Raw genomic sequence first — 24,012 nt, 5'->3', positions numbered from 1 at the left:
GGAGCCGGGCTGCGCCACGGAATCAGATCCCGCCGGCGAGTTTGTAGTAGGCGGCGTTCCAGTTCAGGTCCTTCTTGAACTGGCGGATGGTGGTGCCTTCATCGATGGTCAGGAGTTCGGTCTTGGCGATCTCGGCGAAGTCCTCGAACACATCCATGCCCACCTGCGTTGAGAGTACGGTGTGGTGGGCGGCGCCGGCGGTGAGCCAGGCGGCGGCGGACGTGGCGAAGTCCGGCTTCGGCTGCCAGAGCGCACGGGCCACGGGCAGGTTGGGCAGCGGCTGGTCCAGGGGGACCACGTCGACGGCATTGGCCACCAGGCGGAACCGGTCGCGCATGTCGGACAGGGCAACGACGACGCCCGGGGAGGCGTCGGCGTCGAACACCAGCCGGACCGGGTCATCCTTGCCGCCGATGCCCAGCGGGTGGATTTCCAGGCGCGGCTTCGACCGCGTGAGCGAGGGGCAGACCTCCAGCATGTGCGCGCCCAGGATCTTCTCCGCGCCCGGTTCCAGGTGGTACGTGTAGTCCTCCATCAGGGACGCCCCGCCGGGCAGGCCGGCACCCATCACCTTCGCGGCGCGCACCAGGATGGCGGTCTTCCAGTCGCCTTCGGCGCCAAAGCCGTACCCGGCCGCCATGAGCCGTTGCACGGCGAGGCCGGGGAGCTGGCGGAGGGCCCCCAGGTCTTCGAAGGAGGTGGTGAACGCGGCGGAGCCATTGGCTTCAAGGAAGCTGCGCAGGCCCAGCTCGATCCGGGCGCCGTACCGCAGCGATTCATGCCTGGCCGCGCCTGCGCGGAGCTCCGGCGCCACGTCGTAAAGGTCCTCGTACTCGGCCACCAGGGCGTCGACGTCGGCCTCCCCCGCGCCGTGCACGGCGTCCGCGAGTTCGTTGACGGACCAGGTGTTCACCGCAACGCCGAACCGCAGCTCGGCTTCGGTCTTGTCCCCTTCGGTGACGGCAACATTGCGCATGTTGTCGCCAAAGCGGGTGAGCCTCAGGGTGCGGACGGCGGCCCAGCCGGCAGCGGCGCGCTGCCAGGACCCCACCTGGTGTGCCACCTCGGGGTTGGAGACATGCCCGACGACGGTCTTCCGGGCAATGCCCAGGCGGGACTGGATGTACCCGAACTCCCGGTCACCGTGCGCGGCTTGGTTCAGGTTCATGAAGTCGAAGTCAATGTCCGCCCAGGGCAGGTCGCGGTTGGCCTGGGTGTGCAGGTGCAGCAGAGGCTTGCGCAGCAGATCCAGGCCGGAGATCCACATCTTGGCAGGGCTGAAGGTGTGCATCCAGGCCGTCACGCCGATGACTGAGTCATCGGCGTTCGCTTCCAGCGCGGTCCGGCGGATGGCATCGGAGTCGGTCAGGACCGGCTTCCAGACGATCCGCACCGGGACGGTGGCGGAGGCGTTGAGCTGGTTGGCGATCTCCTGGGATTGGGCGGCCACTTGTTTGAGGACTTCTTCGCCGTAGAGGTGCTGGCTGCCGGTGAGGAACCAGACCTCGTAGCCGTCCAGGGTGGTGTTTGCTGCGGTGTTCATGCGTACTCCTGTTGAAGGTTTGGGGGTTTACTGCCCGTAGACGTTCTGGTACCGGGCGTAGAGCGAGTCGATATGGCTTGCGTCGATTGGGAGGGGTTCACCCAGCTGCCGCGAGATATGGACGGTGCGGGCCACTTCCTCGCACATCACGGCGGCCTTCACGGCGGAGCGGGCGTCCTTGCCGATGGTGAAGGGGCCGTGGTTCTGCATCAGGACCGCCGGTGAGTTCGAGTTTTTGAGGGTTTCCACGATGCCGTGGCCGATCGAATCGTCGCCGATCAACGCGAACGGGCCCACCGGGATAGAGCCGCCGAACTCGTCGCCCATCATGGTGAGCACACAGGGGATGGCCTCACCCCGTGCAGCCCACGCGGTGGCGTAAGTGGAGTGCGTGTGCACCACACCGCCCACCTCGGGCATGTGCCGGTACACATAGGCGTGCGCGGCGGTGTCGGACGACGGCGAGAGCGGCGGGTTGCCCCAATCGACGGTGCCCCCGCCACCAACGTTGGTGCCCCTCACCGGCGTGCCGTGCAGGTCGGTCACGACCATTTGCTCCGGGGTCAGGTCCTGGTAGCTGACGCCGGACGGCTTGATGACCATCAGGTCGGTGCCGGGCACCCGGGCCGAGACGTTGCCCGCAGTCCACACCACCAGGCCGTACCGCGTCAACTCAGCGTGCAGGGCGCATACGTCTTCCCGGATCCGGGCGATGGTTTCCAGGATTGCGGCTTCGGTTCCTTGCCGGACGCTCATGCGGACACTTCCACGACAGAGGGGACGGCGGACCCGGTACGGGGCAGCACCGTACTGGCGGCCCGTCGCTGGATGGCCTTAAGCCGGTGCATCACGTCGTTGCTGCCGCGGCCAAAGTAGTCGTGGAGGGTTTTGTACTCCTGGAAGAGTTCCTCGTACGCGGCCACGTTTTCCGGGATTGGCGTGTAGAGCTCCCCGGGTTCGGCGCCCATGGCGGCTGCGGCTTCGCGGATGTCCGCGTATGCTCCCGCTGCGACGGCGGCGTGAATCGCCGACCCCAGGGCCGGGCCCTGTTCCGAGCCGATAGTGGAAAGCTGCAGGCCGGTGGCATCTGCGTAGATCTGCATTAGGAGCCTGTTCTTGAGCAGGCCGCCGGCCACGATGAATTCCTTGACCGGAACCCCGGCGTCGCGGAAGGCGTCCACGATGGTGCGCGTTCCAAAGGCTGTGGCTTCCAGAAGCGCCCGGTAGGTGTCCTCGGGCCTGGTGGCGAGCGTCTGGCCCACCACGATGCCGGAGAGCTCGTGGTCCACCAGGACCGACCGGTTGCCCGAATGCCAGTCCAGGGCTATCAGCCCGTGCTCCCCGATGGCCTGCCGCGAGGCCAGTTCGGTGAGGTATTCGTGGATCCCCAGACCGGCAGCTTCGGCCGCCTGGTGGTATTCGGGCGGGACTCCGTATTTCGTGAACCAGCCGAAGATGTCTCCCACGCCCGACTGGCCCGCCTCGTAGCCCCACAGGCCGGGAACGATGCCGCCGTCAACGGCCCCGCACATTCCCGGTACTTCACGCAGTTCCGTGCCGTTCATGACGTGGCAGGTGGAGGTGCCCATGATGGCCACCAGCTGGCCGGGTTCCACCGCCTTCGCTGCCGGGGCAGTCACATGGGCGTCAACGTTTCCCACCGCCACGGCGATGCCCTCCGGCAACCCGGTCCAGGCTGCGGCCTCCGCGGTCAGTGTGCCGGCGGCGTCACCCAGCCGACCGATGGTGTGCTCGAGTTTGGAGCTGACGAAGTCCTTGAACTCCGGGTTCAAGGCAGCCAGGAAATCCTCCGAGGGGTAGCGCCCGTCCTGGTAGATGCCCTTGTAGCCGGCCGTGCAGGCATTGCGGACATACCTGCCGCACAGCTGCCAGACGATCCAGTCCGCCGCCTCCACCCAGCGGTCCATTGCGGCGTAGGCCTCGGGGTCCTCTTCCAGAAGCTGCAGCCCCTTGGCGAATTCCCACTCCGAGGAAATCAGCCCCCCATACCTGGGAAGCCAGTCCTCGCCCCGTTCGGCGGCGAGCCGGTTGATCCGGTCGGCCTGCCCCTGCGCCGCGTGGTGGCGCCACAGCTTCACGTACGCGTGCGGCCGGTTGGCATAGCCCGGCAGTTCGTTCAGCGGGGTGCCGTCGGCCATGACAGGCACCATGGTGCAGGCGGTGAAGTCCGTGGCAATACCGACGACGGCCGCCGGGTCGATCCCGGCGTCAGCCACCGCTGCCGGGACGGCAGTGCGAAGCACCTCCCGGTAGTCGTTGGGCACCTGGAGCGCCCACTCCCCGGGAAGCCGCGCGCCGTCGTCGCCCGCTGTGTCACGTGGCAGGACGTCGGTGACCACGGCGTGCGGATACGCATGGACCGCGCTGCCGAGCTCCTTCCCGTCGCGGACACGCACCACCACGGCACGGCCGGAAAGTGTTCCGTAATCCACGCCGACGACGCAGTGGTCAGGGTTGGAACTGAAGGATGTATCTGGCATTCGGTTGCCTCCGCCCGGGAGGCAGGGGCCTCATTGCCGGGGTTGTCTAGGGGTCACGGTCGAGCTAAGCGCTGCAGCAAGTGTGAACGCTAACAAAGCAGAAGTCAATGAAATTGAAGCAGGTTCATGCACTTGATAGCTGCCTCTTGTTAGCGTTCACAAATCAGTCTATATTGAACCGACACATCAACAATGTGGCCAGGACCAGGGAGCATCGCTGCTGCCTCGTCCAATAACACTTCGCGGCAGTGCTGCCGCGGAAGGAGAAAATGGTGAGAATCAAAAAAATCGTGGGCGCGGTGGCCCTTGTCCTCGCGCTGACGGTGGGCGCCACCGGTTGCGGCTCACGTGGCGCGGCAACCGAATCCAGCAGCGCGGCGAAGCCCGCCGACTCGCTGGTTGGGATCTCAATGCCCACACAGACATCCGAGCGCTGGATTGCCGACGGCGCCAACGTCGAGAAGTCGCTCAAGGACCTCGGCTACAAGACAGACCTCCAGTTCGCCAATGACGACATCCCCACCCAGGTCTCGCAGATCGAAAACATGCTGACCAAGGGCGCCAAAGCGCTGATCATCGCCGCCATCGATGGCACCACCCTGACCGATGTCCTGGCCAAGGCCAAGGAGCAGAACGTCAAAGTGATCGCGTACGACCGCCTCATCAACGGCACCCCGAACGTGGACTACTACACCACGTTCGACAACTACACGGTCGGCGTCCAGCAGGCCACCTCGCTGCTGACCGGCCTGGGCCTCCTTGACGCCAGTGGCAAGAAAGTGGACGGCAAGGGTCCGTTCAACGTCGAACTCTTCGCCGGAAGCCCTGACGACAACAACGCCAACTTCTTCTGGACCGGCGCCATGGACACCCTCAAGCCGTACATGGATGCCGGCACCCTGAAGGTCCCCAGCGGCCAGACCAAGTTCGAGCAGGCCGCGATCCTTCGCTGGCAGGCACCCGTGGCGCAGAAGCGCATGGAGGATATCATCACGTCCGCCTACAGCTCAGGCACCAAGCTGAACGGCGTCCTGTCCCCCTATGACGGACTGTCCATCGGCATCATCTCGGCCCTCACCAGCACCGGCGGCTACGCCAAGGGAACCCTGCCGGTGGTCACCGGCCAGGATGCCGAGAAGGGCTCCGTGAAGTCGATCATTGCCGGCGAGCAGTACTCCACCATCTTCAAGGACACCCGGCAGCTCGGCGCCCAGGCCGTCAAGATGGTGGACGCCGTCCTCAAGGGCCAGGAACCGGAAACCAATGACACCAAGACCTACAACAACAAGGTCAAGGTTGTCCCGGCCTACCTGCTGAAGTCCGTGATCATCACCAAGGACAACTACAAGAAGGAACTGATCGACTCGGGTTACTACACCGACGCCGACGTCAAATAGGCAGTCGGGGGCTGCGGCCGGCCGTCCGGCCGCAGCCCCTCCCGCAACCTCCTGCAGCAGCAGGAAGGCCAAGATTCGACCAGTCAGTGGGAATTGACGATGAACACACCCATTCTTCAAATGCGAGGAATCACCAAGACATTCCCGGGCGTGAAGGCGCTGCAGGATGTCACCCTTGATGTGAACCGTGGAGAAGTCCATGCCATCTGCGGTGAAAACGGCGCCGGAAAATCAACGCTCATGAAGGTGTTGTCCGGCGTATACGCGCACAACACGTTCGACGGGAAAATCCTCTTCGAAAACGAACCCTGCAACTTCTCCAGCATCTCGGACAGCGAGAAGCGGGGCATCGTGATCATCCACCAGGAACTCGCCCTGAGCCCGTACCTTTCCATCGCCGAGAACATCTACCTCGGCAACGAACAGGCCACCAAGGGATGGGTGGACTGGCGGAAGACCAACCTGGAGGCAGCAAAACTGCTGGCCCGCGTGGGACTGGACGAGAATCCCGTCACTCCCGTGCAGCACATCAGCGTGGGCAAGCAGCAACTCGTGGAAATCGCCAAGGCGCTGTCCAAGGAAGTGAAGCTGCTCATCCTGGACGAGCCCACAGCCGCCCTCAACGACGAGGACTCCGGCCACCTGCTGGACCTGATCCTCCACTTGAAGGGCCAAGGCGTCACCAGCATCATCATCAGCCACAAGCTCAACGAGATCCGCAAGGTGGCGGATGCCGTCACCATCATCCGCGATGGCAAGACCATCGAGACCCTACGGCTCGACGAAGGCCAGATCACCCAGGAACGGATCATCCGCGGCATGGTGGGCCGCGACCTGGAGAGCCTCTACCCGGAACGCGAGCCGAACATCGGCGCGGAAGTCCTCCGGATCGAAGACTGGTCCGTCCGCCACCCGCAGGACCACGCCCGCATGGTAGTCAGCAACGCCAACCTGCACGTCAGGAAGGGCGAAGTCGTGGGCCTTGCCGGGCTCATGGGCGCCGGCCGGACGGAACTGGCCATGAGCGTGTTTGGCCGCACCTACGGGACGGCCACCTCAGGCAAGGTTTACAAGTACGGCGAGGAGATCAATACGTCCACCGTCTCGGACGCGATCAGGCACGGCATTGCCTACGCCACGGAGGACCGCAAGCACTACGGCCTGAACCTGATCGAGGACATCAAGCGCAATATCTCGCTGGCATCGCTGCGCAAGCTCGCGAAGCGCGGATTCGTCGACAAAAACCAGGAGACCGTGGTAGCTAACGGCTACCGCACCAGCATGAACATCAAGGCACCCTCCGTCGCCGCCATCACCGGAAAGCTCTCCGGCGGCAACCAGCAGAAGGTGGTCCTGAGCAAGTGGATGTTCTCCGACCCGGACGTCCTCATCCTTGATGAACCCACCCGAGGCATCGACGTCGGCGCCAAGTATGAGATCTACACGATCATTGCCAGGCTCGCGGCCGAAGGAAAGGCCGTCATCGTCATTTCCTCGGAACTTCCCGAGCTTCTGGGTATCTGCGACCGCATCTACACCCTCGCCGCCGGCCATGTCACCGGTGAAGTGCCCATCGCCGAGGCCACCCAGGAATCACTGATGCATTACATGACCAAAGAGAAGGAATAGCGAAATGTCAGCCCTAAGAGAGTCGCTCGGATTCCTCACAAGCCGCCTCCGCCAAGTTGGCATCTTCGTCGCCCTGATCCTGATCGTCCTCCTGTTCCAAGGACTGACGGGCGGGATCCTGCTCGAGCCGCAGAATGTCACCAACCTGGTGGTCCAAAACAGTTACATCCTCATCCTGGCCATCGGCATGGTGATGGTGATCATCGCAGGCCACATCGACCTGTCCGTCGGCTCCGTGGCGGGATTCATCGGTGCCGTCGCCGGCGTCATGATCGTGCACTGGGGCTGGCCATGGTGGGCCGCAATCCCTGCGTGCCTGCTGGTCGGCGCGCTCGTCGGGGCCTGGCAAGGGTACTGGATCGCATACGTGGGAATCCCGGCCTTCATCGTCACGCTCGCAGGCATGCTGATCTTCCGCGGCCTGACGCTCATCACCCTGAAGAACCAGCAGATCACGCCGTTCCCTGCGGAGCTGCGTGCCCTGGGCGGAGGCTTTCTCCCGGACATCTCCGGCGGCACGTCAGTACTGGAATGGCTCACGGTCATCCTTGGCGTGGGCGCCACCGTGGCACTCCTGATCCAGGCCCTAAAGGAACGCCGCATCCGCAAGAAGTTCGATCTCGAAAGCGAGCCTCTGGTCTGGTTCGTCATCAAAACCGCTTTCACCGCGTTGCTGATGCTCATCATCACCTTCCTGCTGGCGTCCTACCGGGGCACGCCGATCGTCCTGGTGGTCCTGGCTGTCCTGGTGATCGCGTACACGGCACTGATGAACAACAGCGTGTTTGGCCGGCACACCTATGCAATCGGCGGCAACCTGTATGCAGCTGAGCTGTCCGGGATCAAGACCAAGGCCGTGACGTTCCGCCTCTTCGTGAACATGGGCGTCCTCGCAGCTTTGGCGGGCCTGGTCTTCACGGCCCGGCTCAACTCGGCCCAACCGGCAGGCGGAACCGGATTCGAACTCGATTCGATCGCGGCGGCGTTCATTGGCGGTGCGGCCGTCACCGGCGGCATCGGCACCGTTGCCGGGGCCATGATCGGCGGACTCATCATGGGTGTGCTCAATAACGGCATGTCCATCCTGGGCCTGGGCACGGACTACCAGCAGCTGATCAAGGGCCTGGTGCTCTTGATCGCCGTCGGGTTCGACATCTTCAACAAGAACCGCAGCGGCGGCGGCAGCGACCTTGGAAGACGGTTCAGGCTGAAGACCACTCCTCCGCCCACCGCGGAGAAACTGACGCCGGTGGCCAGCGAACCGGTGGAGGCCGGCGTCAAGTAATACCGGCTTCTGCCACCGGCAGGCAGTTCTTCGAAGGCCCCTGGCCCCGGACGCATACCGTCCGTGGCCAGGGGCCTTCGCTGCATGTCGTCCGGTGTGTGCTTCCCAACCTGGTCAGGGCGCGGCCGGCAGGCCCGCCCCGGCATCGGCCGGCGAGCGCCGCCGCCGGCTCAGCAGGATGAATGGTGCCGCCAGCAACTGCACGACCCCGCTCATGGCCAAGGAGGCAGGGTAGCCGTAAAGGTCCGCCGCCCTGCCAAGCAACGGTTGCACCACCACCCCGCCACTTGAGCCCATGAGCGATGCGAAGCTGAGGACGGTGGCCCGCTGCTGGGAGGCGATCATGTCATTGAGGTAGGCCTGGCGGACCGGGGTGCCGGCGGAAGCCACCACTGCCCAGAGGGCCAGAAGCACCAGCGCCAGCCAAAAGACGTTGGTTGCCAGCAGCACCACCAAAACCACCGAGCTGATGATGTTGGAGCCGATCAGCACGGTGGTCCGCCGGTGCACCAGCTTCCGGACCTGCGGCGCCAGCCAGCCGCCCACAATGTCGGCCCCGGCCACAATGGCTGCGGCCAGGCCCGCAATGGCGTAGGCCCTCGGATCGCCGAACAGTTGCAGCAGGTAGGGCTGGAGGGCATAGAAGACGTAAAAGCCCACGCCTTCGGTAAAGGGCGCGGCCAGCATCATGTACCTCACGGGCGGATTCCTCAGCCCGCCGTCGAGCGAGGCCCGGAGGACTGCCCGGGTGGCTTGCAACGGGTGGGCCGAGCGCTCGGGCGTGAAGCCGACGTCGTGCATGAGAAGGAACGCAACGGCAAACATGGCCACCAGGACCGCGACGCGCAGCAGGAACGGCACCCCCAGGTTGGTGGCCTGCGCGATCACCCCGCCTGCCACCGAACCGCCCAGCATGGCGATGCCGGAAACCATCTGGCCGCGGCCCAGGACCGCTTCGAGGGTGCCCTCGTAGCCGGTGAAGTGCAGAGCATCCACCAGCCAGGCCTCCACCGCGCCGGAGAAGAAGGTAAAACCGAGCCCCAGCAGCGCCGAAACGGCCGCCCACCACCAGAACGGCGCGTGCAACTGCCAGAGCAGGTAGTAAAGGAAGGTGGACCCGGCCAGGGTGACAGTGCCCAGCAGGAACGACACCCGCCGCCCCCAGCTGTCCGCGACCACCCCGGTGGGTACTTCGAAGAGCACCATGCCTGCCGTGAAGAAGGCGTTCGCGGCGAAGGCCTGAAAGTTGTTCAAGCCCGCATCGAGCAGGAACAGTGTATTGATGCCCCAGATAAAGGACGCCGCGAGGGTGTTGCCCAGCGTCAACGTCAGGTAGATGTTTTGGATTTTTCGTGTAGCGGCGTTCACGGGCGGCCGGCGTTCCTTGGCGAAGTTCCTGCCCGGGCGGGATCAGGAGGGGCTGAAATTCGATGGCACCGGTTCATGGCGCAGGTAGTGCCGGCGGAACCTGCCGGTGCCGGCGGTCAAGGCGCGCAGTTCCACCGCGTACCTCAGGAGTTCCTGGTCCGGAACTTCGGCACTGATCTCGGTGAGGCCCTGGCCGGAGGAATTGGTGCCGGTCAGGCGCCCGCGCCGGCCGGACAAGTCGCTCATGACCGTCCCCACGTGCTCGTCCGACACAGTGATGGCCACCGCGGACACGGGTTCGAGGAGCTGGATCTTTCCCGCGGCCGCAGCCTCGCGGAGCGCCAGGGCCCCCGCCGACTGGAATGCGGCGTCGGATGAATCCACGCTGTGGGCCTTGCCGCCCACGACGGTCACGCGCAGGTCCACCACAGGGAAGCCTGCGGAGACGCCCCGCTCCATCTGTGCCCGGACGCCCTTCTCGATCGACGGGATGAACGTTCCCGGAATGACGCCACCCACGGTTTTATCCACGAATTCGAACCCCGCACCGCGTTCCAGGGGTTCCACTTCGATGTCGCATACGGCGTACTGGCCGTGACCGCCGGATTGTTTGACATGGCGGCCATGGCCTGTGGCGGGCGCGGCGAAGGTTTCCCGCAGCGGCGTCACCACGTCAACGGTGTGGAGTTTCACACCTTGTTCGCGCAACCTGTCGAGCACTACCTCCGCATGCGCCTCACCCATGCACCACAGCACCAGCTGGTGCGTTTCGGCATTCCGGTCCACCCGCAGGGTGGGATCGCCCGCCGCAATCCTGCCCAGGCTGCGGGCCAGCGCATCCTCGTCACTGCGGGAGTCCGCTTCCACGGCGACCGGCAGCAGCGGCTCCGGCATTTCCCAGGTGGCGAGCAGCAGTGGCATGTCCCGTGCAGAAATGGTGTCTCCTGTTTCGGCGCTCCCCAGCTTGGCCAGGGCGCAGAGGTCCCCCGCCACGCAGTAAGGCACGGGACGCAGGCTGGCCCCCAGTGGCGAGTAGATATGGGTCACGCGTTCGTCGGTGTCGTGGTCCTGGTGGCCCCGGTCGGCCAGGCCGTGGCCGCCCACGTGCACGGGCGAATCCTCACGCAGGGTTCCGGAGAAGACCCGCACCAGGCAGATGCGGCCCAGGAAGGGATCATTGGATGTCCGCACCACCTCCGCGGCAAGCGGACCGGACGGATCGCAGGACAGGGTTCCGGCAGGCTCTCCCGCGAGGTCGGTCAGGTCCGGCAGGCTCCGCTCCCCCGGCGGCGGGAAAGCACTGACCAACAGTTCCAGGAGCTCGGCGGTACCGAGGCCGGTGACGGCGGATGTGGGCAGCACCGGGAAGAACGAGCCGCGGGCGACGGCGGTTTCCAGGTCGCTTGCGAGCGCTGCCGGGTCGACGTCCTCACCGTCCAGGTAGCGGTCCATGAGCGTCTCGTCTTCGCTTTCGGCGATGATTCCCTCGATCAGGGTTCCGCGGGCCGGCCCTGCTGCCTCGAGCTCGGCAGGGTCAGCAGGGCGGGTGGCTGGCGATGGGTCACCCGACGAGTAATCGGTGACCTCGCGGGACAGCAGGCCCAGCAAAGAGGCGTCCGCCCCCTCCCCCTGCACTGGCACGCACAGTGGCAAAACGGCGTCGCCGAAGGCTTGTTGGCAGGCTGCCAGGGTCCGCCCGTAGTCTGCGCGCGGATGGTCCATCCGGGTGATCACGACGGCGCGCGGGAGCCTCACGTGTTCGCACTCGCCCCACAGCGCGGTGGTGGTGGCGTCGATACCATCCACCGCGGAGACCACGAACAGGGCAGCATCGGAGGCGCGCAGCCCGGCCCGCAGCTCCCCGATGAAGTCCGGGTAGCCCGGGGTATCCATCAGGTTCACTTTGACGTCCTCCACCATCAGCGGCACCAAGGACAGCGTGACCGAGCGCTGCTGGTGCACAGCCGCCGGGTCGGAGTCGCTGACGGTTGTTCCGTCCACGATGGAGCCCTTGCGGGTGATCATGCCGTTTGCGGCGAGCAAGGCCTCGATCAGCATCGTCTTTCCGGCGCCGGAGTGCCCCACCAGGGCCACGTTGCGGATCCGGCCCGGATCCGAGGCGGCAATGCCGGCGTTTTGATCCGCCCGGCGTGCATCGGGGCCGTTCCTGCCGCCCGCCGCCCGCACTGACTCCTTGGTGCTCTTCACCGACATGGGAACCTCCTGGCATCATTGCCGGCCGGACCGGACGTATCCTCTGATTCGACACCTTGGGCGGCGGGACGGCAAGAGCATAAGCTATTTGCTGCGGGCTTTGCGGGTTGCCTTGGTGTTCGCCTTTTGGAGTGCCTCCACCAGTTGGGCCTTGTCCATCGTCGAGCGGCCCTTGACGTTCAGTTCCTTGGCCAGTTTGTAGAGGTGTTCCTTGGAGGCGTTGGCGTCAACGCCTCCGGCAGTGGGTTCGGTTGAGCGCACGCCCTCCTCGGCGTGCTTGTCAGAAGGACCGCGTTTCTCCTTTGGCTCCCAATGGTCGCCCACCTTTTCGTAACTGTGTTTCACGGCCGCGTACGCGGTGCGGGCCGCCCGTTCCTCGTCATGGTCGTAGGACTCGAGGGCCGAATCGTAGGTCTTGGCGAACGTGTCCTGCGCCTTTCGCCCGGACCGCTGCAGGGTCGAGGGCAGTTCTTCCTGGCGGGCGTGGTCATTATTGCCGGTCTTGGGCATGGCACCCATCCTCCTTTAGTCAGCAGGCTGATTATTGGGATGGATCCAGCTTAGTCCCGGAGAAGAGTAAGGCCCCGGCCGAAGTTCCTGGAACCTCGAGCCGGGGCCTTCGCACCGGAGCCCCCTGTCGGATTCGAACCGACGACCCCCGCTTTACAAGAGCGGTGCTCTGGCCAACTGAGCTAAGGAGGCATGGCCCCTGGGGGCCGGCGCCGTCAAGGCGCTAGATAAGGTTAGCCCAACTCCCGCCGGGGGTAAAAACGCCGCCCACACCGGCAGCGGACACCGAAAGGGCCCGCCCCGGATACGTTCCGGAACGGGCCCTTGCGAGGATTCCCGCCCTTAGCCCTTGGCGGTGATGGCTGCCTGCAGGAAGTCCGGGAACGGCGTCTGGGCGCTGTCTCCCTTGCCCCACTGCTTGCCGTCAACGAAGACGGTCGGCGTCCCCGTAACGCCGATGGCCGAGGCCTCCTTCGTCGTGTACTTCACGTACGGTCGGTAGGTCTTGTCATCCACGCAGGAACCGATGTCCACGCCCATGTCGGATGCCATCTTCTTCAGGTCGTTGTCCGAGAGGCCGGCACTGCCTTCAGCCGGCTGCTGGGCGTACAGGGCGTTGAAGTAGTCGGCGTACTTCTGCGGAGCCGTGTTGGCAACGCAGGCTGCCGCGTTGGCCGCACGCGATGAGTAGTTGGTGGTGGACCGGCTGTCCAGGAAGCCCAGCGGCCGGTACTCCACGGTGATCTTGCCGTCGTTGCGCAGGGACGTGAGCTGGTCGTTGTACTGCGTTTCGAAGTTCTTGCAGATGGGGCAAATGAAGTCGACATAGAGGACCACCTTGACCGGTTTGCCGGCTTCCGCCTCCGCGCCCGGCGCCACTACCTCGGCCGGCGGAGTCTTCGGTGCATCGCCCACGGAATTGGCGTCCACCGTTGCCGGGTCGCTCTTGGCCACATCCGAGTTGGCAAGCAAGGTAACGCCGCCATGGATGTTGGCGTTGGCCGGCGTGGGTCCCTGATCCGCAATCGGGGCATTCTGCTTCAGGCTGCTGGTAACCACCAGGGCCACCACCACAAGGATGGCCACCACAGCCGCGACAATGCCCCAGCCGATCAGCAGCTTGTTGCGCTTGTCCTTTTTTGCCTGTGCTTCACGGATCAGGCGCGCCTTTTCCCGCGCCTCCGCGGTTCGCTCAGCCTTGGACTTACGTACTTCGTTTGCGGGGCTCATGAATTCCTTGGGTCGGTCGACGAAGGGGGACCACTAGGTGGCACCCCCACATTTTAGGGGAGAAATCTGGGAGCTTGCGGTTTCAACCATTCCTCCGGGTTGACCAACGGACGAATAGCCCCGATGATTCCGTCCGGCTAGTGTGGCTTAGAGGCACAAGCAACCCCAGGGGGCCGCAATGCAAACACCCGTCCAGGAAAAACCCGCCGGCACGGCACAGGCCGCAGGTACCGATTCCAGCCATGCCGGGCACACGAAGTACGACTTCATGGTGGTCTCGAACCGGCTGCCGGTTGACCGCGTGGCGCCCGCCGACGGCGGTGACGACGGATCCGGCTGGCGGCGGTCCCCCGGCGGCCTGGTGACTGCCCTCGCACCGATGATGACCAAGACGGACGGCGCCTGGGTGGGCTGGCACGGAGCACCTGACGAAACCGTCAAACCGTTCAGCCATGGCGGGATGGACCTGGTCCCGGTACAGCTCAGCACGGACGACGTCGAGCTGTATTACGAGGGCTTCTCCAACGCCACCCTCTGGCCGCTCTACCACGATGTCATCGCCCCGCCGGAATTCCACCGGGCCTGGTGGGACGCCTACCGCAAGGTCAACCGCCGGTTCGCCGACGCCGTGGTGCGGCACGCGGACCACGGCGCCACCGTCTGGGTCCAGGACTACCAGTTGCAGCTGGTTCCGCGAATGCTCCGCGAAGCGCGGCCCGATCTCCGGATTGGGTTCTTCAACCACATCCCGTTCCCGCCACCGGAAATCTTTGCCCAGCTCCCGTGGCGGCAGGCCATCATCGACGGCCTGCTCGGTGCCGACCTGGTGGGCTTCCAACGCGTCAGCGACGCCGGAAACTTCATGCGCTCCGCCCGCCGGTTCCTCGGTGCCAGCGTCAAGCAGCAGCAGGTGCACGTCAAGGGCCAGGACGGCATGATCACGCACATTGCGCGGGCGCAGGCCTTCCCCATCTCCATCGACGTCAAGCAGATCACCGAGCTCGCCGCCAGGCCCGAAATCATCGAAAGGGCCCGGCAGATCCGGCAGGACCTGGGCAACCCGAAGACGATCCTGCTGGGTGTGGACCGGCTGGACTACACCAAGGGCATCCGCCACCGGCTGAAGGCCTTCGAAGAGCTCCTGGCGGACGGACGGCTCACCGTTGGCGAGGCAACGCTGATCCAGGTGGCATCGCCCAGCCGGGAGCGGGTGGAACAGTACCGGCTCCTCCGCGAGGAGGTGGAAGGGACTGTGGGCCACATCAACGGCACCTACGACACCCTCGAGAACACCGCGGTCCGCTACTTGCACCACAGCTACCCGGTGGAGGAAATGGTGGCCCTCTACCTGGCCGCGGACGTCATGCTGGTCACCGCCCTCCGGGACGGGATGAACCTGGTGGCCAAGGAGTACGTCACCGCCCGGAACAACAATGACGGCGCCCTGGTCCTGAGCGAGTTCGCGGGTGCCGCGGACCAGCTCAAGCAGGCGCTCCTGGTCAACCCGCACGATATCGCAGGGCTGAAGAACACGATCATGAACGCGGTGGAACTGACGCCCCGGGAAGCCTCGCGCCGCATGCGGTCCATGCGCCGCCAGATCCTGGACCACGACGTCGACCACTGGTCCGCGGACTTCCTTCGCGCACTGAATGAAAAGGTGGTCCGCGATGACTCATGAAGGCCGCCCCACCAAGCGGCAGCTGGCATTGACCCCCGAGCTGAGGGAGGCGCTGCGCCGGATCGCCGGAACCGGGCACCTGCTGGTGGCCATGGATTTCGACGGCACCATGGCACCCATCGTGGACAGCGCACAGGACGCGCGGCCGCTGCCACGCTCGGCAGCAGCGTTCGCGGGCCTTGCGGTGCTTCCACGGACGACGACGGCACTCATCTCGGGCCGCGCCCTCGCCAGCCTGCGGCAGGTTGCGTCGCCGCCGGTGGACACCCTCCTCATCGGAAGCCACGGCGCCGAAGCGTGGCTGGGACCGGGTTCCACCGAGCTGGCGCTGGAAGAGGACCAGAAGGCGCTACTCGCCGAAGTCCGGGCGGTGCTGGCCGAGATCGTGGCCGAAGCCCCCGGAACGTCCCTGGAGGACAAGCCCGCCGGCGTCGTCCTGCACACCCGCCAGGCTGACGACGACGTTGCCGAGGACGCCGTGGCGGACGCCCGTGCATCGCTGCAGGATCGCAAGGGTGTGTTCCTGAAGGAGGGCAAGCGTGTCCTGGAAACCTCGGTGGTGAATGCTTCCAAGGGCGAAGGCGTCGCCTTCCTTCGGCAGGCCACCGGTGCCACCGCCGTCTTGTTCGCGGGCGACGACGTGACGGACGAGGACGCTTTCGGCCGGTTGGAGCCGGGCGACGTGGGGGTCAAGGTGGGCCTCGATTTCACCCAGGCCCAGTACCGGGTGGAAGCACCTGTGCACATCGCCGAATTGTTGGAGGTGCTGCTGCAGGAGCGGAGCATCGCCGTGGCTGAGGAAGATCCCGAGTCCGCCTCCGGCTAAGGCAATGACTAACGCCGCGTGTGACGTTCGTAACATTTGCGCAAAAGACCGCCGGCTCTGGCATACTCTTTGATGTGATGTGGCGCACAAACACCGTGCGGCGTCATTGAGTGCTCCGGGCAATGACCCGGAGCACTTTGCTGGAACACAACTGAATAAACATGAACCATTCACAACGGATCGTCCGGCACGTACCTGCCGGTGAAGGGATTGATAACTGTGGCTACAGTTACTTTTGATAACGCTACGCGTCTGTACCCGGGCACAGATAAGCCCGCCGTCGATAAGCTCAACATCGACATCGCCGATGGCGAATTCCTGGTCCTCGTTGGACCCTCCGGTTGCGGTAAGTCCACCTCGCTGCGCATGCTCGCAGGCCTTGAGGACGTCAACGCAGGCCGCATCCTCATTGGTGACCGCGACGTCACCGATGTGCCGCCGAAGGACCGCGACATCGCCATGGTCTTCCAGAACTACGCCCTGTACCCGCACATGACTGTTGCGGACAACATGGGCTTCGCCCTCAAGATCGCCGGCGTCTCCAAGGAAGAGCGCGCCGAACGCGTCCGTGAAGCCGCCAAGCTCCTTGACCTTGAGCAGTACCTGGACCGCAAGCCGAAGGCCCTCTCCGGTGGCCAGCGCCAGCGCGTTGCCATGGGCCGCGCAATCGTCCGTAACCCGCAGGTCTTCCTCATGGACGAGCCGCTGTCCAACCTGGACGCAAAGCTCCGCGTCCAGACCCGTACCCAGATCGCGTCGCTGACCCGCCGCCTGGGCGTCACCACCGTCTACGTGACCCACGACCAGGTCGAGGCCATGACCATGGGCGACCGCGTGGCAGTGCTGAAGGACGGCCTGCTGCAGCAGGTTGACACCCCGCGCAACCTCTACGACCGTCCCAAGAACGTCTTCGTTGCCGGCTTCATCGGCTCCCCCGCCATGAACCTCCTGGAACTTCCGGTCGTCGACGGCGGCGTGCAGTTCGGCGGCACCGTGTACCCCGTGCCGCGCGACGTCCTCGAAGAGGCACACGGCTCCACGGTCACCTTGGGCTCCCGTCCCGAAGACCTTGAAACTGCTCCGCAGGGTGAGGGCCTGAAGGTTGAGGTCGACGTCGTCGAAGAACTCGGCGCCGACGCCTACGTCTACGGACACACCACGCTCGACGGCAAGGACCACGACATCGTGGCCCGCGTCGACGGCCGCCGTCCTCCGATGAAGGGCGAGGTCATCTACGTCCGCCCGCAGTCCGGCCACGTGCACCTGTTCGACACCAAGACCGGCCTGCGCCTGGGCGACTAATCCCACGCACTCAGCGGCCTTAGCCACGGAACCGACGGCGGCCCGCACCCTTTCATCAAGGTGCGGGCCGCCGTCGGGCTTTAACGAAGATTTATCGTCCTTGCCCTGCGTACGGAAGAATTGACCCATGACCGAGGAAAACAGCGCCCAGTGGCACGACGAACCCACCGACTACGCGCAGATCGGTAAACTGCCGCGGTTCGTGGCGGCCAGCGCCGACGACAACAAGGCGGCCTCGGTAGCGTCGTCGCTGAACATCACGGCCGCAGCGGCCGACCCGGAACTGCTGGACCTGCCGTGGCACATTGCCTTGGAGGAGTGGCCCGCACAGTACCTGGCCGCACTCCCCCGCGGTATTTCCAGGCATATCGTGCGCTTCGCCCACCTGGGCGGCTCGGTCATCGCCATTAAGGAAACGTCCGAGCACGTGGCCCGCCACGAGTACCACATGCTCCGCAAGCTGGCCCGGCTGGACGTCCCCTGCGTGGAGCCCGTGGCCGTGATCACCGGACGCACCACCCCGGACGGGCGCCCGCTCAATCCGGTCCTGGTGACCCGCCACCTGAAGTTCTCCATGCCCTACCGCGCACTGTTTTCGCAGATGCTGCGCAAGGACACGCTGACCCGCCTCATCGACGCCCAGGCCCTCCTGATGGTCCGGCTGCACCTCATCGGCTTCTATTGGGGCGATGTCTCCCTGTCCAACACCCTGTTCCGCCGTGATGCCGGCGCTTTCGCCGCCTACCTGGTGGACGCGGAAACCGGCGAGCTCTACCCGGACCTGTCCACCGGCCAGCGCGAATACGATCTCGAGATTGCCCGGGTGAACATCGCCGGTGAACTGATGGACCTGCTCGATGGCGGGTTGATCGAGGAGAAAGTGGACCCGGTCGCCACCAGTGAACTGATCATGGACAGCTACCGGCGCCTGTGGGCGGAACTGACGGAGAAGGAATCCTTCGAACTTGGCGAGCGCTGGCGGGTGGGAGCCCGGATCCGGCGCCTGAACGAGCTCGGCTTCGACGTCGAGGAATACGCCATAAAGACCACGCAGAACGGCTCAACCATCCAACTGCAGCCCAAAGTGGTCGATGCCGGACATCACCAGCGCCGGCTGTTGCGGCTTACCGGCCTGGACGCGCAGGAAAACCAGGCCCGCCGGCTCCTCAACGACATGGACTCCTTCCGGGCAGACAACAATCCGGAGATGGACGAGGAATACAGCGCCCACCTGTGGGTGAGCCAGATCTTCGAGCCGATTGTCCGCTCCATCCCGCGCGATCTTTCCGGCAAGCTGGAGCACGCCGAGGTGGTCCACGAAGTACTGGAACACCGCTGGTACATGTCGGAAAAGCAGGAACGCCACATCCCGCTGGCCGAGGCCGTGCAGTCCTACATCGACTCGATCCTCCGGCACCGGCGGGACGAGGCAGCCATCATGCTGAACCCCGACACCGAGATGTTGAAGATCCTTGAGGTGGAAAGCGACGAGTCCCGGTACGGTGCCGATGAGTCGGACGACGAATACCCGGACTCGGACGACTGAACCCTAGATCGCCTTCCCGGGATTGAGGATTCCGGCAGGGTCGAACAAGCCCTTAATCCGGTGCTGCAGTTCCCGGACCGGCGCTGGCTGCTCCTGGCCCAGCCAGCGCAGCTTGTACTGGCCTATGCCATGCTCCCCGGTGATGGTACCGCCCATGGCCAACGCTGCCGTGATCGACTCATCCAGGGCAGCCTGGAGGCGTTCCATGGCGTCGGCGTCAACGCTGTCCCCCTGCCGGTCGATCCAGAAGGTGGGGTGCAGGTTGCCGTCACCGGCATGCGCCACCACTTTGAGGTGCACCCGTTGGGTGGCTGCGAGGGCTTCGAGCGCCGCCACGTAGTCCACCAGCCGGGACCGAGGCACAGCAACGTCTTCACCCACCCGGAATTCATCGTCCACCTCGGTGCCCCGGCTGTGCCGCCGGAGCTCCACCAGCCGTTCCGCTTCGGCACTGGCCTCGGTGGTAACCGTGGCACCACCTGCCCTGAGGACCTGGCGTACAACGTCCGCTTCGGCGGCCGCTCCAAACCCGTCTGTCTGAACCAGGAGCAGGGACTTTCCGCGTGCCGTTAGGTCCGAGCCGTGGATGTCATCCAGCTGGGCCAGGGTGCCGCCGTCGAGCAACTCCATGATGGCCGGCTGGACGCGCGCCTTGCCCACGGCCAGGACCCCTGCGGCGGCGAGCCTGAAGTCCGGGTAGAACGCAGCAACGGTGTGGACTTCCCGGGGCAGGTACTTCAAGCGCACCGTGACGCCGACGACGATCCCAAGTGTTCCTTCGGACCCCACGAAGAGGCCCGTGAGGTCGTAGCCCGCCACGCCCTTGAAGGTTTGGTGGCCGGTGTGGATCAGGGAGCCGTCAGCCAGCACGACGTCCAAGGCCAGGACCGAGTCCCTGGTGACCCCGTACTTGGCGCAGCGAAGGCCGCCGGCATTGGTGGCTACGTTGCCGCCAATGGTGGAGCTGCGGAAACTTGCGGGGTCCGGGGCGTACATGAGGCCGTGCACCGCGGCGGCCTCATTGAGGACGGCATTGACGACGCCGGCCTCCACCACGGCCGTTTCGTCGTCCGGGTTCAGGGCAAGGATCCGGTTCATCCGCTCCAGCGAGAGGACAATGCAGTTCCTGGTGGCGTGCGCCCCGCCGGACACTCCTGTACCGGCACCGCGCGGTACGATCGCCACTCCCCCGGCCGCGCAGGCCCGCACTACCGCCTGGACGTCGGCCACGGACTCGGGGAACACGACGGCCAGGGGTAGCTGGAAGTCCAGGACCGGTGCCTGGTCAATGGCGTAGCGGTGGAGCGCAGCCTCGCCGCGTTCCAGCTGCCCGGGCGCCAAGACGGCTTCCAGTTGCTCAACAATGCTTCCCACAAAGCCTCCACCCGTCGTCGGACACATCCACCAAGTCTAGGCGCCGCCCGCTTGGCCGCTCCGGCATTCCGGGGCATGCAATCGCTTCCAGATTGTTGCGCGCAACGCCCGCCTTCGACAGCAACAAGCTTGCCTGGACGTTATGGAAGCGTTTTCATTTTTACGGCCCCCAGCCGCTATGCTGACTGTCATGTCTGTCGAAACTGTGACCCAGGACACTGCAAGCGTTGCCGGTCCATTGACGCTGATCCACGCCGAGGACGCCATTCCCGGCTGGTGGCGGTCCGCCGTGATCTACCAGGTCTATCCCCGTTCATTCCGTGATTTGAACGGCGACGGCGTGGGCGACCTGGCGGGGATCACCGAGGAACTGCCGCACCTGTCAGGCTTGGGCGTGGACGCCGTCTGGCTCTCGCCCTTCTACCGGTCGCCGCAGCGCGATGCCGGCTACGACGTCAGCGACTACTGCGATGTGGACCCGATCTTCGGCACCCTGGGCGACTTCGACGTCATGATGGCAGAATCGCATCGGCTCGGGCTGCGGGTCATCGTTGACCTGGTACCCAACCACTGCTCGGACCAGCACCCCGCCTTCCAGGCAGCCCTTGCAGCGCCCGCCGGAAGCCCCGAGCGGGACATGTTCATCTTCCGGGACGGGACCGGCCCGGAAGGCCAGGAACCTCCGAACAACTGGCAGTCCCACTTCGGCGGTCCTGCCTGGACGCGCGTGGTGGAACCTGACGGCGAGCCCGGCCAGTGGTACCTGCACCTCTTCGACTCCTCCCAGCCGGACTTCAACTGGGACAACCCGGCGGTTCACGCAGAATTCGAGCGGGTGCTCCGGTTCTGGCTGGACCGCGGCGTCTCCGGCTTCCGGGTGGACGTGGCCCACGCACTGGTCAAGGCACCGGGCCTGCCGGCATGGGGCGGCCGTGCCGACGGCGGCAGCTGCGACGGTTACCCGGGCCATGAGGCACCCATGTTCGGTCAACCCGCCGTCCACGACATCTACCGGAGATGGCGGCAGATCCTGGACGAATACGGCCCTGACCGGATTCTGTGTGCAGAGGCGAGTGTTGACCTCCACCGGCTGGCCCACTGGGTCCGGCCTGACGAGATGCACCAGGCATTCAACTTCCCGTACCTCCACGCCGGACTGGATGTCTACCGGCTTCGGTCAGTCATCACGGACTCGCTGACAGTCCTGGACGGCGTCGGTGCCCCGAGTACCTGGGTCCTCTCAAACCACGACGTAGTCCGGCATGCCAGCCGGTTTGGCTACAACGGCCACGGCCCGCGTGACGGCGACGGCATCGGGACCGGCGATCCCCAGCCGGACGAGGACCTGGGACGGCGCCGCGCAGCGGCCGCTTCACTCTTCATGCTGGGCCTGCCCGGGGCCGCCTACCTCTACCAGGGGGAAGAGCTGGGGCTGCCTGACGGCATCGACATCCCCGGCCATCTGCGGCAGGACCCGACCTTCGCCCGGACCAACGGCCAGCGCCTTGGCCGCGACGGCTGCCGTGTTCCGCTGCCTTGGCGTGCCGACGACCGGCACCTGGGTTTCGGCTCCGGGAACGATCCCTGGCTGCCGATTCCGTCGTCCTTCGCTGAACTTGCCCGGGACGTGCAGGCGGAGTCACCGTCGTCGCACCTGGCCCTGTACCGTGAAGCCCTGGCGCGGCGCCGGGAACTCGATCTGGGCCGGGGATCCCTGTCCTGGGCAGAGGACTGGTGCACCGGATCCTCACTCGGCTATGTGAACGGCACTACGCTGGTGCTTATGAACCTGAACCATGAGCCGCTGGAGATGCCGGCCGGCCACGTCCTCCTTCGCAGCCTGCCGGGATCCACGGGCCATGCCCTCGCATCCGGCGAGACTGCCTGGTTGCAGCTTGGACCTGACACCACGGCAGACTGACGTTGGCAGGCATCAAAGAAGTTGCCAGCCGGGCCGGCCTGTCCGTGGCCACCGTTTCGAGGGCCCTGAGCGGCAAGTCCAATGTCTCGTCGAAAAGCCGCCGTCTGGCGCAGGAAGCGGCCAGGGAGCTGGGGTTCGTTCCGTCGTACCACGCATCAAGCCTGGCGTCCGGCCGCAACCGCAACATTGGGCTGGTGGTGCCCAACGTCCAGCGCTGGTACTTCTCCTCCGTACTGGAAGGGGTCTCGGAAACCCTCCTGGACGCCGGGTATGACCTCACCCTGTACAACGTGGGGGAGCAACCCGAGCGGCGCAGCAGCATCCTGAACGACTTCCTGCTGCGCAAGCGCCTGGACGCCGTCATCGCAGTGGCACTGGTCCTTCGCGAGGACGAAATAGGCCAGTTGCTGGCGGTCCATCGTCCCATTGTGGGCATTGGGGGCGTCCTGCGGGGCGCCTCCACCATCCGCATCGACGACGAAGGCCTTGCCAGGGGCGCGGCCGGCCACCTGATCCGGCTTGGCCATACCCGGATTGCCCACATCACCGGGGATGCAGGGCTGAACCGGGACTTCAAGCTTCCCAAGCTAAGGCAGAAAGGCTTTGCCGCAGCCATGGCCGAAGCAGGCCTGCCTGTCCGGGACGAGTGGGTGGTGAACGCGGACTTCACCATCCAGGGCGCGTACGCCGTGGGGCGCCAGCTGCTGGGGACATCCGCGGAACGACCCACCGCTGTGTTCGCCGCGTCCGACGAGATGGCCATAGGGATCATGCTTGCCGCGCGCGACTTCGGGCTGCAGATCCCGCAGGATCTCTCGGTGGTGGGCATGGACGGACATGAGCTCAGCGAGACGTTTGGCCTCACCACCATCAAGCAGGATCCGCGCGGACAAGGCAACCTGGCGGCCAAAACCGCCCTGGCGTTGCTGAACGCCGGCAAGGATTCCGTCGGCGGTCAGCCGCCTTCACCGGTTCAGGACCAGGAGTACCCCACCGAGTTCCTGATCCGCACCAGCACGGCGGTACCGCCGGCCCTGAACTAGTTCGCCGGGTCTGCGGCGCCCATGAAGCGGGCGAACTTGTCGAGGATTACGGGCCAGGCCTGCAGGTAATGTCCCCGGACGGCAGCAGGGTCCTCGGCGCCCTCCCAGCCGTCATGGACCACCCGGACCTCCGTGCCTCCGTCAACCGCGCGGAAGGCCACCAGAAGCTCGGTGGACCACATTGCAGTGGTGCCGGGGTGCCATGTGGTGTGGAAGGAGAGCGGCGGCTGCCAGTCATCAAGCGTTCCCCAGATGCTGGTGCGTCCGTCGTCTGACGTCTCGAGGATCAGGTTCTCTTCGAATTCGACGTACGACGCTGCCCCGTAGACGCCATACGGCTCCAGCGGCCACCACAGATGGGTGTGGTCCGTGAAGCCCGCGAATGCCCGGGCTACGGGTCCGGGTACCACCACCGTGTTGACCACCGGTTCCAGGGATTCGGCACCGGGCTTTCCATCCGGCTCGAAGGGGTCCTGGGCATGGCTGAAGATGCTGCTCATGGGGAACAACTCTACCCGGGGGGCTGTCAGAGGTGAGCGGGCGTTACCGGACAACGCGCAAGAAGTGAGCGGGGGTTGCGATTTTACCGGCTCTCCGTGGTTCGTGGTGAAACGGGTTCCGTGTCTTGAAAGCTGAAGGGCT

18 protein-coding genes and 1 tRNA gene are annotated in these 24,012 nt (G+C 65.4%); 9 read left to right on the top strand and 10 right to left on the bottom strand.

Annotation, left to right across the window (positions count from 1 at the left end; genetic code table 11):
- Positions 1-22: 22 nt before the first annotated feature.
- Genes araA through araB form a run of 3 tightly spaced genes read right to left on the bottom strand, consistent with a single transcriptional unit; the run spans position 23 to position 4,044 of the window.
- Complete coding sequence (gene araA, locus QRM95_RS19350; protein ID WP_285249054.1) at positions 23-1,543, bottom strand: L-arabinose isomerase; 1,521 nt, start codon at positions 1,541-1,543, stop codon at positions 23-25.
- Positions 1,544-1,570: 27 nt separating this feature from the next.
- Positions 1,571-2,299: an L-ribulose-5-phosphate 4-epimerase gene (locus tag QRM95_RS19345; protein ID WP_285249053.1), complete on the bottom strand. Its 729-nt coding sequence runs from the start codon at positions 2,297-2,299 to the stop codon at positions 1,571-1,573.
- Positions 2,296-4,044, bottom strand: coding sequence for a ribulokinase (gene araB / locus QRM95_RS19340; protein WP_285249052.1), 1,749 nt, complete (start codon positions 4,042-4,044; stop codon positions 2,296-2,298). Before araB ends, QRM95_RS19345 begins: the two co-directional genes overlap by 4 nt.
- A 269-nt stretch (positions 4,045-4,313) precedes the next feature.
- Between araB and chvE the strand changes: the two genes are divergently transcribed.
- The 3 genes from chvE to mmsB all read left to right on the top strand — a co-directional run bounded on the left by chvE (position 4,314) and on the right by mmsB (position 8,355).
- Positions 4,314-5,441 (top strand): multiple monosaccharide ABC transporter substrate-binding protein, encoded by a 1,128-nt coding sequence (gene chvE / locus QRM95_RS19335; protein WP_285249051.1) that lies wholly within the window; start codon positions 4,314-4,316, stop codon positions 5,439-5,441.
- Between the two features lie 99 nt (positions 5,442-5,540).
- Positions 5,541-7,070 carry a multiple monosaccharide ABC transporter ATP-binding protein gene (gene mmsA / locus QRM95_RS19330; RefSeq protein WP_285249050.1) on the top strand — a complete coding sequence of 510 codons (1,530 nt, stop codon included), beginning with the start codon at positions 5,541-5,543 and terminating at the stop codon, positions 7,068-7,070.
- 4 nt (positions 7,071-7,074) lie between these two features.
- On the top strand, positions 7,075-8,355 hold the full coding sequence (gene mmsB / locus QRM95_RS19325) for a multiple monosaccharide ABC transporter permease (protein WP_285249049.1): 1,281 nt from the start codon (positions 7,075-7,077) through the stop codon (positions 8,353-8,355).
- 114 nt (positions 8,356-8,469) lie between these two features.
- Here the strand turns inward: mmsB and QRM95_RS19320 are convergent, their stop codons facing one another.
- The 5 genes from QRM95_RS19320 to QRM95_RS19300 form a co-directional block, all read right to left on the bottom strand.
- Positions 8,470-9,723 (bottom strand): MFS transporter, encoded by a 1,254-nt coding sequence (locus tag QRM95_RS19320; RefSeq protein ID WP_285249048.1) that lies wholly within the window; start codon positions 9,721-9,723, stop codon positions 8,470-8,472.
- A gap of 42 nt (positions 9,724-9,765) precedes the next feature.
- Positions 9,766-11,937 (bottom strand): elongation factor G-like protein EF-G2, encoded by a 2,172-nt coding sequence (locus QRM95_RS19315; RefSeq protein ID WP_285249047.1) that lies wholly within the window; start codon positions 11,935-11,937, stop codon positions 9,766-9,768.
- 84 nt (positions 11,938-12,021) lie between these two features.
- Entirely contained in the window at positions 12,022-12,447 is a 426-nt protein-coding gene (locus QRM95_RS19310; protein WP_285249046.1) for a ChaB family protein, read from the bottom strand.
- 118 nt (positions 12,448-12,565) lie between these two features.
- Positions 12,566-12,639: transfer RNA gene (locus QRM95_RS19305), tRNA-Thr, on the bottom strand.
- 150 nt (positions 12,640-12,789) lie between these two features.
- Positions 12,790-13,677: a DsbA family protein gene (locus QRM95_RS19300; protein ID WP_285249045.1), complete on the bottom strand. Its 888-nt coding sequence runs from the start codon at positions 13,675-13,677 to the stop codon at positions 12,790-12,792.
- Between the two features lie 178 nt (positions 13,678-13,855).
- Here QRM95_RS19300 and QRM95_RS19295 point away from each other — a divergent pair, with 178 nt between their 5' ends.
- From QRM95_RS19295 to QRM95_RS19280, 4 genes are all read left to right on the top strand, one after another.
- On the top strand, positions 13,856-15,358 hold the full coding sequence (locus tag QRM95_RS19295; RefSeq protein WP_285249044.1) for an alpha,alpha-trehalose-phosphate synthase (UDP-forming): 1,503 nt from the start codon (positions 13,856-13,858) through the stop codon (positions 15,356-15,358).
- A complete protein-coding gene (gene otsB / locus QRM95_RS19290) occupies positions 15,348-16,184 on the top strand; it encodes a trehalose-phosphatase (RefSeq protein ID WP_285249043.1) in 837 nt (278 codons plus the stop codon). Before QRM95_RS19295 ends, otsB begins: the two co-directional genes overlap by 11 nt.
- Positions 16,185-16,403: 219 nt before the next feature.
- A complete protein-coding gene (locus tag QRM95_RS19285) occupies positions 16,404-17,486 on the top strand; it encodes an ABC transporter ATP-binding protein (protein ID WP_018762103.1) in 1,083 nt (360 codons plus the stop codon).
- A 127-nt stretch (positions 17,487-17,613) separates the two neighbouring features.
- A complete protein-coding gene (locus tag QRM95_RS19280) occupies positions 17,614-19,032 on the top strand; it encodes a DUF4032 domain-containing protein (protein WP_285249042.1) in 1,419 nt (472 codons plus the stop codon).
- Between the two features lie 3 nt (positions 19,033-19,035).
- On the opposite strand, the gene QRM95_RS19275 is transcribed toward QRM95_RS19280, so the two are convergent.
- Positions 19,036-20,433, bottom strand: a complete 1,398-nt coding sequence (locus tag QRM95_RS19275; RefSeq protein WP_502934986.1) for an FAD-binding oxidoreductase — start codon at positions 20,431-20,433, stop codon at positions 19,036-19,038.
- Between the two features lie 151 nt (positions 20,434-20,584).
- On the opposite strand from QRM95_RS19275, the gene QRM95_RS19270 reads away from it, so the two are divergent.
- On the top strand, positions 20,585-22,327 hold the full coding sequence (locus QRM95_RS19270) for a glycoside hydrolase family 13 protein (protein WP_502934985.1): 1,743 nt from the start codon (positions 20,585-20,587) through the stop codon (positions 22,325-22,327).
- Positions 22,328-22,329: 2 nt separating this feature from the next.
- Complete coding sequence (locus tag QRM95_RS19265; RefSeq protein ID WP_285249039.1) at positions 22,330-23,370, top strand: LacI family DNA-binding transcriptional regulator; 1,041 nt, start codon at positions 22,330-22,332, stop codon at positions 23,368-23,370.
- On the opposite strand, the gene QRM95_RS19260 is transcribed toward QRM95_RS19265, so the two are convergent.
- Positions 23,367-23,870, bottom strand: a complete 504-nt coding sequence (locus tag QRM95_RS19260; protein ID WP_285249038.1) for an SRPBCC domain-containing protein — start codon at positions 23,868-23,870, stop codon at positions 23,367-23,369. The two genes, QRM95_RS19265 and QRM95_RS19260, sit on opposite strands and share 4 nt — an antisense overlap.
- Between the last annotated feature and the right edge of the window lie 142 nt (positions 23,871-24,012).

Origin of the sequence: Pseudarthrobacter sp. efr-133-R2A-89, from assembly GCF_030209315.1 — a bacterium.
Classification (GTDB): Bacteria; Actinomycetota; Actinomycetes; order Actinomycetales; family Micrococcaceae; genus Arthrobacter.
This window is presented reverse-complemented; position numbering and strand designations above follow the sequence as displayed.

What these genes read in the sequence shown, in the direction of transcription:
- araA (WP_285249054.1), bottom strand. Translation starts at nt 1,543, where the DNA reads ATGAACACCGCAGCAAACACCACCCTGGACGGCTACGAGGTCTGGTTC.
- QRM95_RS19345 (WP_285249053.1), bottom strand. Translation starts at nt 2,299, where the DNA reads ATGAGCGTCCGGCAAGGAACCGAAGCCGCAATCCTGGAAACCATCGCC.
- araB (WP_285249052.1), bottom strand. Translation starts at nt 4,044, where the DNA reads ATGCCAGATACATCCTTCAGTTCCAACCCTGACCACTGCGTCGTCGGC.
- chvE (WP_285249051.1), top strand. Translation starts at nt 4,314, where the DNA reads ATGGTGAGAATCAAAAAAATCGTGGGCGCGGTGGCCCTTGTCCTCGCG.
- mmsA (WP_285249050.1), top strand. Translation starts at nt 5,541, where the DNA reads ATGAACACACCCATTCTTCAAATGCGAGGAATCACCAAGACATTCCCG.
- mmsB (WP_285249049.1), top strand. Translation starts at nt 7,075, where the DNA reads ATGTCAGCCCTAAGAGAGTCGCTCGGATTCCTCACAAGCCGCCTCCGC.
- QRM95_RS19315 (WP_285249047.1), bottom strand. Translation starts at nt 11,937, where the DNA reads ATGTCGGTGAAGAGCACCAAGGAGTCAGTGCGGGCGGCGGGCGGCAGG.
- QRM95_RS19310 (WP_285249046.1), bottom strand. Translation starts at nt 12,447, where the DNA reads ATGCCCAAGACCGGCAATAATGACCACGCCCGCCAGGAAGAACTGCCC.
- QRM95_RS19300 (WP_285249045.1), bottom strand. Translation starts at nt 13,677, where the DNA reads ATGAGCCCCGCAAACGAAGTACGTAAGTCCAAGGCTGAGCGAACCGCG.
- QRM95_RS19295 (WP_285249044.1), top strand. Translation starts at nt 13,856, where the DNA reads ATGCAAACACCCGTCCAGGAAAAACCCGCCGGCACGGCACAGGCCGCA.
- otsB (WP_285249043.1), top strand. Translation starts at nt 15,348, where the DNA reads ATGACTCATGAAGGCCGCCCCACCAAGCGGCAGCTGGCATTGACCCCC.
- QRM95_RS19280 (WP_285249042.1), top strand. Translation starts at nt 17,614, where the DNA reads ATGACCGAGGAAAACAGCGCCCAGTGGCACGACGAACCCACCGACTAC.
- QRM95_RS19275 (WP_502934986.1), bottom strand. Translation starts at nt 20,433, where the DNA reads ATGTGTCCGACGACGGGTGGAGGCTTTGTGGGAAGCATTGTTGAGCAA.
- QRM95_RS19270 (WP_502934985.1), top strand. Translation starts at nt 20,585, where the DNA reads ATGCTGACTGTCATGTCTGTCGAAACTGTGACCCAGGACACTGCAAGC.
- QRM95_RS19260 (WP_285249038.1), bottom strand. Translation starts at nt 23,870, where the DNA reads ATGAGCAGCATCTTCAGCCATGCCCAGGACCCCTTCGAGCCGGATGGA.